The following is a 12,316-nucleotide window of genomic DNA, read 5'->3' as shown; positions in this document are numbered from 1 at the left end:
CCACCGTTCTCTGCCGCGACACGACGTCAGATCAGGCGAAGTGCAGGCAAACTTCGAGACAGGTTGGGACGAACCGGCAATGCGACGCCCTCAAGTTGCGAAGCGGAACGGCACCACCTGGGGGCCGGGGAAGGTCGGCGCTCTCGGCCTGGTACGGGTGCGCCCCCTGCCCGGCGATGCGACCCGCGGCACGCTGATCGCGGGGGGAAGCGTGATCCCCTGCGCCCTCGGGCGCTCCGGCATCACGAGCCGCAAGCGCGAGGGGGATGGGGCCTCGCCGCGGGGCGTGTTTCGCCTGCGGGGCGGCTTCTACCGGCCCGATCGGTTCACCGTCCGGCCCGTCAGCCCGCTGCCCCTGCGGGCGACGCGACGCGACGACGGCTGGTGCGACGCGCCGCAGGACCGCCGCTACAACCGGCCGATCCGGCTGCCCAGCACGGCGGCCAGCGCCGAGCAGCTCTGGCGCGACGACGGCCTCTACGATCTCGTGATCGACCTCGACTACAATCGCGGACCGATCCGCCCCGGCCGGGGATCGGCGATCTTCCTGCACATCGCCCGCAGCGGCTACCGGCCGACGGAGGGCTGCGTCGCCCTGAAACCCGCCGATCTGCTGCGCCTGCTCCGCCGCCTCGGGCCGCGGACGCGGATGAAGATCGGACGATGACGCGCTGACCGGCCAACCGATCGGAGCCGTTCAGTCGCGCTTCGCCCGCCGCCCGAAGATGGCGGTGCCGACGCGGACATGGGTCGCCCCCATCTGGATCGCGGCCGGGAAATCGGCGCTCATGCCCATCGACAGGATCGGCAGGCCGTGGCGCTCGGCCAAGCGGGCGAGAAGGGCGAAATGGGGGGAGGGCGGATCTTCGGCCGGCGGGATGCACATCAGCCCGTGGATCGCCAGGCCGTGGGTCTCGCGGCATTCCGAGAGCAGGACATCGACCCGATCGGGGGCGACACCCGCCTTCTGCGCCTCGTCGCCGGTATTGACCTGGATCAGGAGCTTCGGCGCCCGGCCGCTCCGCTCGATCTCCTTGGCCAAGGCCGCGGCGAGGGAGAGACGGTCGAGGGAGTGGATCACGTCGAACAGCTCGACCGCCTCGCGCGCCTTGTTCGACTGGAGCGGGCCGACGAGGTGCAGCTCGACGTCCGGATAGCGCTCGCGCAGGGCAGGCCACTTGGCCCGTGATTCCTGCACGTAGTTCTCGCCGAAGAGCCGCTGTCCCGCCTCCAGGGCCGGCAGGATGCCCTCGGCCGGCACCGTCTTGGAGATGGCGACAAGGTGGACGCTGCCGGGATCGCGTTCGCTGTCCTCGGCCGCCCGTCGGATGCTGGCGCGCACCTCCGAGAGGCCCGCGGCGACGTCGGCCTCGCCGACCGGCGGCTTGGTGTCGAGGGGCTCGATGTTCAGGGGCTGATCCGGGTTTTGGCTCTGATCGGGAGTCTGGCGCTGATCGGTCATGGGCCCTCCTTGCGGCGGCACCGCCGCGACTTCAAGGGTGGCGGCGCCTTTCCATCACCCCCGCCCGCGATATGCTGGCATCTCCCGAGACCAACGGAGATGCCCGGCCCGATGTTCGATACGCCCGCCGACGCCCAGACCCAGCTCGCGCAGCACTTCTCGCGCCCGCAGGTCGAGATGGTCGTCGAGGCGCTGGTGCCGGCGCTGGAGTTCCGGCCGCAACCGAAGGGCAGGGCCGAGCTCGGCGGCACGCGAATCGGCGGAACACCCGACCTCCCGCCGGGTCTTGCATGGCCGCGCCGCGCCAAGCCCGCCGACATCGAGGCGATCGCCGCGCGCGGGAACGCCGAGGCCGGGGAGGCGATGCGGCGGCACCTCCGCAAGGAACTGCCCTACGCCTTCTTCGCGCAGGTCGATCTCGGGGAGGCGCAAGCGCGGACGAGAGGGCAGGGCGCCCTCGCCGACGCCCTTCCGGGGCACGGCCGGCTTCTGTTCTTCTACGATCTCTCAGCCGGCCCCTGGGACAACGGATCCGAATCCGCCCGCGTGATCTGGGACGAGAGCCCGCGCGAGGGGCTCGCCGCTCAGGCCCTGCCGCCCGACCTCGCCGCGGCGGCCGAGGAACACAGGGCGGAGATTGCCCGGGTCAACCGGGAGTTCAAGCTGCCCCTGCCGAAGCCGGATTCCGGCACGCCCTACGGCGGCCCGGCCCGGCCGATGAGCCTGAACGCCACCCTGCGCCCGCGGGCGATCGAGAGTTTGGAGATGGGAGCGCGGCCGGCGCTCAAGTCGGCCCTGGGCCGGAACGCGAACGGCGAGAACCGCTTTCGCGACGGCTATCAGGCGCTCTTTTCGCGGGCCTTCGACCGCTATTACGGCGCGGCCAATCCGGGCCGGCGCCATCAGCTCCTCGGCTCGCCGCTGCCCGAGCAGAGCGACCCCCGTTTCGAGGCGGAGGTGGTCAGCCGTTTCGGCGTGCAGCATCTCAGCCAGGACGCGTGGAAGGCGAACAGGCCCGCGATCGAGGCGGGGGCGGGCGCTTGGCGCCTGATCCTGCAGATCGATGTCGGCGATTTCCTCCAAGAGAGCGGGGAGGGCACCGTCTATTTCCTGATCCGCGCCGCCGATCTCGCGGATCGCCGCTTCGATCGGGTGGTCGCGGTCTGTCAGCAGACCTGAACTGCCCTCAGCGCTGCCCCTCGATCGTTGACCCTTGACCGCACGGATATGCTACGTGCCGGGCTCCGGCCCCCGAGTCTGCCTCGCGCGGCCCGCCCCTTACGCTGATCCCGGCGCCCACGATGACCGATCCCGCACATTCCTCTCCGGCCGCGCAAGAGCGCCCTCAAGAGCGTCATCAGGAGCGCTACAACGCGAAGGATGCCGAGCCGCGCTGGCAGCAGGCCTGGGACGCGGCCAAGCTGTTCGAGACGAGGAACGACGACCCGCGCCCGAAATACTACGTGCTGGAGATGTTCCCCTACCCGTCGGGGCGCATCCATATCGGCCACGTGCGCAACTATGCCATGGGCGACGTCGTGGCGCGCTACAAGCGGGCCAAGGGCCACAACGTGCTGCACCCGATGGGCTGGGACGCGTTCGGCCTGCCCGCCGAGAACGCGGCGATGGAGCGCAAGGTCAACCCGCGGGACTGGACCTACGCCAATATCGCGACCATGCGCGGGCAGCTCCAGAGCATGGGCCTGTCGCTGGATTGGAGCCGGGAGATCGCGACCTGCGACCCCGACTACTACAAGCACCAGCAGCGCATGTTCCTCGACTTCCTGGCCAAGGGACTCGTGACGCGCCGTACGGCGAAGGTGAACTGGGATCCGGTCGATCACACCGTGCTCGCCAACGAGCAGGTGATCGACGGGCGCGGCTGGCGCTCGGGTGCGCTGGTGGAGCAGCGCGAGCTGACCCAGTGGTTCTTCAAGATCACCGATTTCGCGCAGGATCTGCACGACGCCCTCGACGGGCTGGAGCGCTGGCCGGAAAAGGTCAGGCTGATGCAGCGCAACTGGATCGGACGCTCGGAAGGGCTGGAGGTGCGCTTCGCGCTGGCCGCGCCGTTCGCCGGCACGCAGGAGCTGACGGTCTACACCACCCGTCCCGACACGCTGTTCGGCGCCCGGTTCCTGGCGATCTCGGTCGACCATCCGCTCGCCAAGGCTCTGGCCGAATCCGGCCCGCGGGCGGCGGAGCTGCAGGCCTTCGCCGAGGAGTGCCGCCGCATCGGCACGGCGCAGGAGGCGATCGACACGGCCGAGAAGCTCGGTTTCGACACCGGTCTCACCGTGCGCCACCCGCTCGACTCCGCCTGGGAGTTGCCGGTCTATGTCGCGAACTTCGTTCTGATGGAGTACGGCACCGGCGCCGTGTTCGGCTGTCCGGCGCACGACCAGCGCGACCTCGACTTCTCGAACAAGTACGGGCTCGGCAACACGCCGGTCGTCTGCCCAGAGGGGCAGGACCCGGAGAGCTTCATCATCACCGATACCGCCTATGACGGCGACGGGCGGATGATCCACTCGCGCTTCCTCGACGGCATGACGACGGACGACGCGTTCCGTGCGGTCGCGGACCGGCTGGAGGGTGAGAGCCTGAACGGCGCACCGGTGGCGCGTCGAAAAGTGCAGTTCCGCCTGCGCGATTGGGGCGTCTCGCGCCAGCGCTACTGGGGCTGCCCGATCCCGATCATCCACTGCGACGCCTGCGGCCCGGTGCCCGTGCCGGTGGAGGATCTGCCGGTCAAGCTGCCGGACGAAGTTTCGTTCGACCAACCCGGCAACCCGCTGGAGCGGGACCATGCGTGGCGGCAGGTGCCCTGCCCGCGCTGCGGGCAGGCGGCCCGGCGCGAGACCGATACCATGGACACCTTCGTCGATTCGTCCTGGTACTACGCCCGCTTCACCGCACCCTGGCTCGCGGACGCGCCAACCGACCGCAAGACCGTCGATCACTGGCTCGCGGTCGACCAATATATCGGCGGTGTCGAGCACGCGATCCTGCACCTGCTCTACTCGCGCTTCTTCATGCGGGCGATGCGGGCGACCGGCTGGTCGGGCGTCTCGGAGCCGTTCGCCGGCCTGTTCACCCAGGGAATGGTGGTCCACGAGACCTACAAGGACCCCTCCGGCGCCTGGGTCGCGCCGGCCGAGATCCGCTTCGAGACCGAGGGCGGAAACCGGAAGGCTTTTCACGTGAAAACCGGCGCGCCGATCGAGGTCGGCCCGACGGAGAAGATGTCGAAGTCGAAGAAGAACGTCGTCGATCCCGACGACATCATCGCGAGCTACGGCGCCGACACCGCCCGCTGGTTCATGCTGTCCGACTCGCCGCCCGAGCGCGACGTGATCTGGACCGAGGAGGGCGTGCAGGGCGCCGCCCGCTTCGTGCAGCGCGTCTGGCGCCTCGTTCACGGCGCGGCCGGCGCGACCGGATCCGGCGGCCCCGGCGACACGTCCCTGCGCAAGGCCGCCCATAAGGCGCTGGCCGCCGTCGGCGAGGATATCGAGCGCCTGCGCTTCAACCGCTGCGTCGCGCATATCTACACCCTGGCCAACGCTCTCGACGAGGGTCTGCGCGGCAGCGCCTCCGCGGCTGCGGCGGGCGAGGCGGCGCGCATCCTCGTGCAGCTCATCGCGCCGATGATGCCGCATTTAGCCGAGGAAAGCTGGCGCGTCCTGGGCGGGGAAGGCCTGGTCGCCGAAGCGTCCTGGCCGGAGGCCGATCAGTCGCTTCTGGTCGAGGACGAGATCACGCTGCCGGTGCAGATCAACGGCAAGAAGCGGGCGGACGTGACCGTACCGCGCGACGCCGACGCGAAGGCCGTCGAGGCGGCGACGCTGGCGCTGGAGCCGGTGCAGCGCGCCCTCGAAGGCCGTCCCCCGAGGAAGGTCATCGTCGTGCCGGGGCGGATCGTGAACCTGGTGGTGTGATCACCCGCCCGAAACGATCGTACTGAAGCGCCGGCCCCTGCTTCTCTGGAGGAGGGGCCGGACGGACCACGAGATCATGACCGACGCTCTGCCCGTCCGTGACGCGACCATCTTCGCCCCGGCGAGCGGCTTCGGCCGCGCGGCGGTGGCGGTGGTGCGGATCAGCGGACCGGCCTCGGGGCCTGCGCTCGATCTCCTGGCCGGCGGACGCCCGGAGCCGCGCCGGCTGTCCCTGCGCCGCCTGCGCGATCCTGCCTCCGGGGACACGCTCGACCAAGCCCTCGTCGCGTGGCTGCCCGGTCCCGCCACCGCGACCGGGGAGGACATGGCCGAACTGCACCTTCATGGCGGCCTCGCGGTTCGGGCCGCGGTGCTGCGGACCCTCGCGCGCGTGCCGGGCTGCCGGCCGGCGGAGGCCGGAGCCTTCAGCCGCCGCGCCTTCCTCAACGGCCGCATCGATCTCACCGAGGCGGAAGGCATCGCCGATCTCATCGACGCCGAGACCGAGGCGCAGCGCGTCCAGGCCCTGCGCCAGCTCGACGGTGCGCTCGGCCGCCAGGTCGCGGCGTGGCGCGAGGCCGGCATCGAATTGCTCGCCGCCGCCGAAGCCGCCCTCGACTTTGCCGACGAGGGCGACGTGGACGAGGCCGGTCTCGACGCCGCCCGCTCCGGCCATGCCGCCGCCTTGCGCGACGCGATCCGGGCGGCGCTGGCCGATGGGCGCCGGGGAGAGCGCCTGCGCGAGGGCTTCTGCGTCGTGCTGGCCGGCGCTCCCAATGCCGGGAAATCGACCCTGCTGAACGCACTCAGCGGACGTGACGCGGCCATCGTTTCGGACATTCCCGGCACGACCCGCGATGCGATCGAGGTGCGCTGCGACCTCGGCGGCCTGCCGGTCGTGTTGATCGATACCGCGGGCCTGCGCGAGACGGAGGATGCGATCGAGGCCGAGGGCGTGAAGCGCACCCATCGCCATATCCGGAATGCCGACCTCGTGCTCCACCTCGTGCCGACGGATGGCGAGGCCGTCGTGAACGGTTTTGCGGATGTTCCGGCTCTCCTCGTCCGCACCAAGAGCGATCTCGCGGCCGCGGCGACGGGGGAGGAGGGCCTCACCGTTTCGGCGGTGACGGGCGCCGGGCTCGACGCGCTCCTCGATACGCTCCGGGCCGCAGCCGCCGCCTCGCTCGGCCAGGGCGACGCCCTCGTCACCCGCGAGCGCCATCGCGAGGCCCTGTCCCGGGCGGCCGACCATCTCGACCGGGTCGCCACCGCGCCCGCCGATTTCCCGCCGGAACTGATCGCGGAGGATCTGCGATTGGCTGTTCGCGCGCTCGGTGAGGTCGGTGGTCATGTCGGAGTCGAAGAGATGCTGGACCGACTGTTTGCCGGCTTCTGCATCGGCAAATAGGGGTTCCGAGCGCTACCGCCTGAACACGGCGATCCGATTACCTTCGACGATCTGGAAACCGATCCCCGCCCGCTGAAGCGCCGCAACCGCCCTGTCATGGCTGTGGGCGCGGCGTCCGCCCTCGCTCTCCTCAAGACGCCGGACGGTGGCGAAGGACAGCCCGCCCGCCTGAGCCAGATCCTGCATCGACCAGCCGAGGAGCGCGCGCGCCGCCCGCAGGTGGCGGCCTTCGATGCCCTGAACCAGGCCCTTCCGCGCTTGATCGAGCACGGGGGCCTTCGGACCGCTCAGGCGCGCGGCGTGGGTCGCCCAGGTCTCGGTGCGGCCCTCCGCGTCCCGGACCGGCGTGTAGAGGAAGCGAAACTGGCCCTGATCGCCATCCGCCATGATCAGGCGCTTCGAGACCTCGAAGGACTTCCCGGCCGCGATCATCGCCTGAATATGGGCGCGCATGCGGGCACGGTCGTCGGGGGCGACGATCTGATCGCAATGGGCCTGGAACGCCTCCTGGGTGACGCCGGTCAGGCTGAGGATCTCGGGTGAAGCCACCCGCTGTCCGCCGACATAGAGCGCCGAGTTCGACCAGGATTGCAGCACTTCGAACAGCGCCCATTGCCGGCGGCGCTCCGTCCGCAGGGCAGACGCCATCTGCTCCCGGTCGGTCACGTCGAGCACGATGCCGGCCGCCGCCCGGGGCCGGCCGTCGGGCGTGTGATAGACGGTTCCCCGGAGATTCAAGACCCGCAGCATCCCGTCGGGACGCAGCACGCGGACGGTGTGCTCACCCAGCACCCCTTCATGCCTGACATCGTCCGCCCGTTCGAGCCGGTACCGATCCTCCGGGTGGACGAGTTGCGTGATCCGCTCATAGCTCGGCACCGTTGTGCCGGCCTCGAGGCCGAGCAGCCGGAACAGCCCCGGTGACCACACCTGCTCACCGGTGGCGAAGGTCCAGCCCCAGTTTCCGGTCAGGCCGAGACCTTCCAGAAGCTGCAGGAACTCGGACGATGAAAAACTGAGATCAGCCGCATTCATAGGGGGCCGGGCATAGGGGGCCGAGCAGGGATGACGGGCGACGGGGAAGGTTTGAGCGAATTTCGCTCATTCTCCCATCGTTGCGGCAAATCTGCGACGTGCGCTGCAACCCAACACGCAGAATAATGACAATGATCCCGCTGAAACCTCTTTCAACGGCGCTCTGTTTCCAGCAACGCGTCGTGCACGATTGGATCGCAGCGCATGATTATACATCCCGCGAATGGATGCGCCGCTGAGCAGTTTTTGCCAATCGATAGCCCGAAACATCGATGATTGAACACAAAGTGCTCAATAAATTTTCTAAACCATCCTTTATTCGAACGCAGAGTCGAGGCATCATTGCTTTAGCATACGCTCAACCAGCGAACGAACCATGCCAAAGTACTTTTTCAACGTGAGTGACGGCCTCAACATCACGGATGACGAGGGTCTGGACTGCCCGAGCCTGGACGTGGCTCTGCGCGAAGCCGTCCGCTACGCCGGGTCTCTCCTCAAGGAGTCGGGCCACCGTCTGCATCTCGGCGACACGTGGTCCCTGGAGGTGACGGAGGAGGCGACCGCCTCGGCCTTCTGCATCGATCTCCAGATCCGTTCATCCCTCGCCTCGACCGCCGAGAACGTCCGCTGGTCCGCCGCCTGAGCGGCTCTCACGGAACGCACGCTGCGCCGCTGGGGCCGGAAGCAACACGGCCGAGAATCGCGCGCTTCATGAGGCTGCAAGATTCGCGATGACGCGCCTTCCCGCCGCATCGGCGCAGAAACGGCGCAGCCTTTCCGCTCAGCACCTGTCCCGAGGTCGGTAAGCCGAGCGCGGGCTCTGCGTTGACCTTGTCGCCGGCCCGCGCGTAAGCACGGACCATGCACGCAGACTCCATCCGTTACGACGTCATCGTCGTCGGCGGCGGTCATGCCGGCGTCGAGGCGGCCGCCGCGGCCGCGCGCGTCGGCGCCCGCACCGCCCTGGTCACCCATCGGGGCGCGACCATCGGCGCGATGTCCTGCAACCCGGCCATCGGCGGTCTGGGCAAGGGCCATCTCGTGCGCGAGGTCGATGCCCTCGACGGGCTGATGGGCCGCGTCGCCGACGCCGCCGGCATCCAGTTTCGCCTGCTCAACCGCCGCAAGGGGCCGGCCGTGCGCGGGCCCCGCACTCAGGCCGACCGGGCGCTCTACGCCCGCGCCATGCAGCGGGCGATCGCGGAGACACCGGGGCTCAGCGTGATTGAGGGCGAAGCCGACGACCTGATCGTCGAGGCGGGCCGCGTCGCGGGTGCGGTGCTTGCGGACGGGCGACGCCTCACGGCAGGGGCGGTGGTCATCACGACGGGGACCTTCCTGCGCGGACTGATCCATATCGGCGAGCGGCAGATCCCCGCCGGGCGCGTCGACGAGGCGCCGGCCGTAGGGCTGGCGCGGACGCTCGACCATCACGGTTTTCGCCTCGGCCGCCTGAAGACCGGCACGCCGCCCCGCCTCGACGGACGCACCATCGATTGGGCCGCGCTGGAAATGCAGCACGCGGACGCCGATCCCGTTCCGTTCTCGACCCTGACCGAGCGGATTACCACGCCGCAGATCGCCTGCGGCATCACCCGCACGACCCAGGCGGTCCATGATCTGATCCGGACCAACCTTCACCGCTCGCCGATGTATTCCGGCGGCATCGGCAGCCGTGGCCCCCGTTACTGCCCGTCGATCGAGGACAAGGTGGTGCGCTTCGGCGACCGCGAGGGCCACCAGATTTTCCTCGAACCGGAGGGCCTCGACGATCCGACGGTCTATCCGAACGGCATCTCGACGGCTTTGCCCGAAGAGGTCCAGGCCGGCATCATCGCCGCCATTCCGGGACTGGAGCGCACCCGCATCCTGCGGCCCGGCTACGCCATCGAGTACGATTACGTCGATCCGCGCGAGCTCGACGCGACGCTCCAGGCCAAGCGCCTGCCCGGCCTGTTCCTGGCAGGCCAGATCAACGGCACCACCGGCTACGAAGAGGCGGCGGGGCAGGGGCTGGTGGCCGGCCTCAACGCGGCCCGGCTGGCCGGCGGCTCGGACCTCGCGATCTTCGACCGGGCCGAGTCCTATCTCGGCGTGATGATCGACGACCTCGTCACCCACGGGGTCAGCGAGCCCTACCGGATGTTTACCTCGCGCTCGGAATATCGCCTGAGCCTGCGCGTGGACAATGCCGACGAGCGTCTGACCGCGCGCGGCGCCGCCCTCGGCTGCGTCGGCCCCGTCCGGGCCGGGCATTTCGCGGCCGCACAGGCGGCGCTCGCCGAGGCGCGCGCCCGGCTCGACGCCCTGAGCCTCACTCCGAACGAGGCCGCGCTCTACGGCCTCTCCCTCAACCGGGACGGGCTGCGTCGCAGCGCCTTCCAGCTCCTGTCTTATCCGGAGATCGGATGGGATCGGCTCGCTGCGGTCTGGCCGGAGCTGGCGGCGGTGCCGCCGCGGGTCGCCGAGCGGCTGCGCACGGATGCGACCTACGCCGTCTATCTCGACCGGCAGCAGGCCGACATCTCCGCCTTCCGCCGCGACGAGGCGGTGCGCCTGCCGGCCTCCCTCGACTACGGCGCGATTCCCGGCCTCTCCAACGAGATGCGGATCAAGCTCGACAGCGTGCGTCCGATCACCCTCGGCCAGGCGGCCCGCATTGAGGGCGTCACCCCGGCGGCCTTGACGCTGCTCGCGGCCCACGCCCGGCGTAGCCGGACCCAAGCGACGGCTTGAGGGTCATGAGGATTTTATTCCAAGACCATGATCTGACCGGCCATGGCTTCAGTGGCCTGTCGCGCGCGAGCTGTCGGGTTGCCGGGCTAAAGGAGAGTGCACCCTTGGAAATTGCAAGTCACTGCCGACAATTTTCGGACCGACGCCGCGGATGAGCACTGATTTGCGTCGTCGCGTGCTCGACGAGCACAATGTTTCACGTGAAACAGCCGCCGCCCTCGACCTCTACGTTACCCAGCTGACGCGCTGGCAGACTGTCAAGAACCTCGTCGGCCCGGCGACCCTGGCCGAGGTTTGGCAGCGTCACATCGCCGACGCGCTGCAACTGCTCGCTCTCGCGCCGGAGGCCAGACGCTGGCTCGACCTCGGCTCGGGAGCCGGCATTCCCGGTCTCATTCTTGCCATCGCCGGCCGGGGACGAGCGGATTTCCACGTCAGCCTTGTCGAAAGCAATGCGCGCAAATGCGCCTTCCTCTCGGAAACGGCTCGCCTCACCGGAGCGCCCGTCACCGTCCACAATGCGCGCATCGAGGCCATTATCGGCACGCTTACCGGCATTGAGATCGTCTGCGCCCGAGCCCTGGCGCCGCTCACGCAGCTCCTGACCTGGACCGAACCCTTGTTGACAAGCGGTACGGTCGGGCTTTTTCCGAAGGGACGTGATGCAGCCGCGGAATTGACCGAGGCCGAGGATGCGTGGACATTCACCCGCGACCTGATTCCGAGCCGCACCGACTCGCAGGCACGGATCGTGCGCGTCACGTCGCTTTCCCGCGTGGACCCATGACCGACTTATCGACGGCCTCACCGGCTCAGGCTGCTCCGGCGCAAGCCAAACCGCTCCGCGTGCTCGCGCTCGCCAACCAGAAGGGCGGCGTCGGCAAGACCACCACGGCGATCAATCTCGGCACGGCTCTGGCCGCCATCGGCGAGCAGGTGCTGGTGATTGATCTCGATCCGCAGGGCAACGCCTCGACCGGCCTCGGCATCGACCGTCGCCGCCGCAAGATTTCGACCTACCACGTGATGGCGGGCGAGGCGCCGCTGGCGGATGCGATTACGCCGACGGCGGTGCCGCGGCTCTCCGTCGCCCCGTCGACCATGGACCTGCTCGGCCTCGAACTCGAGCTGGCGAGCGCACAGGACCGGGCCCACCGCCTGCGCAACATCCTGCGCGATCTCACGACCCCGGAGGGGATCGAGCCCATCAGCTACGTGCTGATCGATTGCCCCCCCTCCCTCAACCTGCTCACCATCAACGCACTCGCCGCCGCCGATGCGGTGATGGTGCCGCTGCAATGCGAGTTCTTCGCCCTCGAAGGCCTGAGCCAGTTGCTGCGCACCGTCGAGCAGGTGCGCGGGGCGCTGAACCCCAAGCTGCAGATCCAGGGTGTCGTGCTCACGATGTACGACCCGCGCAACAACCTCTCGACCCAGGTCGTGGCCGACGTGCGCGGGTTCATGGGCGACAAGGTCTACGAGACCATGATCCCGCGCAATGTGCGGGTCTCGGAGGCGCCTTCGCACGGCAAGCCGGTGCTGCTCTACGACCTCAAATGCGCCGGCTCACAGGCCTACCTGCGACTCGCTTCGGAAGTGATCCAGCGCGAGGGTCGGGCGCCCCCGCCCGCGGCCGCCGCCTAGTGTCTTGCACGAGGCGCCCGCCACGCCGTCACGCGCGGATAGGCCGCGGTCAGCGACCGGGCGTTGTGCCAGACACTCTTCGTCATT

10 protein-coding genes are annotated in these 12,316 nt (G+C 69.3%); 8 read left to right on the top strand and 2 right to left on the bottom strand.

The window, feature by feature from the left end:
• The first annotated feature begins 79 nt into the window (after positions 1-79).
• Entirely contained in the window at positions 80-667 is a 588-nt protein-coding gene (locus tag MPPM_RS08780; RefSeq protein WP_096484724.1) for a L,D-transpeptidase family protein, read from the top strand.
• Positions 668-697: 30 nt separating this feature from the next.
• On the opposite strand, the gene MPPM_RS08775 is transcribed toward MPPM_RS08780, so the two are convergent.
• Entirely contained in the window at positions 698-1,462 is a 765-nt protein-coding gene (locus MPPM_RS08775; RefSeq protein ID WP_096484723.1) for a YggS family pyridoxal phosphate-dependent enzyme, read from the bottom strand.
• Between the two features lie 111 nt (positions 1,463-1,573).
• Between MPPM_RS08775 and MPPM_RS08770 the strand changes: the two genes are divergently transcribed.
• From MPPM_RS08770 to mnmE, 3 genes are all read left to right on the top strand, one after another.
• Positions 1,574-2,641, top strand: a complete 1,068-nt coding sequence (locus MPPM_RS08770) for a DUF1963 domain-containing protein (RefSeq protein WP_244573523.1) — start codon at positions 1,574-1,576, stop codon at positions 2,639-2,641.
• A 122-nt stretch (positions 2,642-2,763) separates the two neighbouring features.
• Complete coding sequence (leuS, locus tag MPPM_RS08765) at positions 2,764-5,403, top strand: leucine--tRNA ligase (protein WP_096484721.1); 2,640 nt, start codon at positions 2,764-2,766, stop codon at positions 5,401-5,403.
• A 76-nt stretch (positions 5,404-5,479) separates the two neighbouring features.
• Positions 5,480-6,814 carry a tRNA uridine-5-carboxymethylaminomethyl(34) synthesis GTPase MnmE gene (gene mnmE / locus MPPM_RS08760; RefSeq protein ID WP_096484720.1) on the top strand — a complete coding sequence of 445 codons (1,335 nt, stop codon included), beginning with the start codon at positions 5,480-5,482 and terminating at the stop codon, positions 6,812-6,814.
• Between the two features lie 12 nt (positions 6,815-6,826).
• Here the strand turns inward: mnmE and MPPM_RS08755 are convergent, their stop codons facing one another.
• A complete protein-coding gene (locus MPPM_RS08755; protein WP_096484719.1) occupies positions 6,827-7,849 on the bottom strand; it encodes a PAS domain-containing protein in 1,023 nt (340 codons plus the stop codon).
• Positions 7,850-8,225: 376 nt separating this feature from the next.
• Between MPPM_RS08755 and MPPM_RS08750 the strand changes: the two genes are divergently transcribed.
• The 4 genes from MPPM_RS08750 to MPPM_RS08735 all read left to right on the top strand — a co-directional run bounded on the left by MPPM_RS08750 (position 8,226) and on the right by MPPM_RS08735 (position 12,229).
• The gene (locus tag MPPM_RS08750) at positions 8,226-8,492 is read left to right on the top strand and encodes a DUF6894 family protein (protein ID WP_096484718.1); all 267 of its coding nucleotides are present in this window, start codon (positions 8,226-8,228) and stop codon (positions 8,490-8,492) included.
• Between the two features lie 218 nt (positions 8,493-8,710).
• Complete coding sequence (gene mnmG / locus MPPM_RS08745; RefSeq protein WP_096484717.1) at positions 8,711-10,585, top strand: tRNA uridine-5-carboxymethylaminomethyl(34) synthesis enzyme MnmG; 1,875 nt, start codon at positions 8,711-8,713, stop codon at positions 10,583-10,585.
• Between the two features lie 151 nt (positions 10,586-10,736).
• Positions 10,737-11,372, top strand: coding sequence for a 16S rRNA (guanine(527)-N(7))-methyltransferase RsmG (gene rsmG / locus MPPM_RS08740; protein WP_096484716.1), 636 nt, complete (start codon positions 10,737-10,739; stop codon positions 11,370-11,372).
• Positions 11,369-12,229: a ParA family protein gene (locus tag MPPM_RS08735; protein WP_096484715.1), complete on the top strand. Its 861-nt coding sequence runs from the start codon at positions 11,369-11,371 to the stop codon at positions 12,227-12,229. Before rsmG ends, MPPM_RS08735 begins: the two co-directional genes overlap by 4 nt.
• The last annotated feature ends 87 nt before the right edge of the window (positions 12,230-12,316 follow it).

The organism is Methylorubrum populi (assembly GCF_002355515.1).
In the GTDB taxonomy this organism is placed as follows: domain Bacteria; phylum Pseudomonadota; class Alphaproteobacteria; order Rhizobiales; family Beijerinckiaceae; genus Methylobacterium; species Methylobacterium populi_A.
The sequence above is the reverse complement of the archived record's forward strand: the minus strand, read 5'-3'. Positions and strand labels throughout refer to the sequence as shown.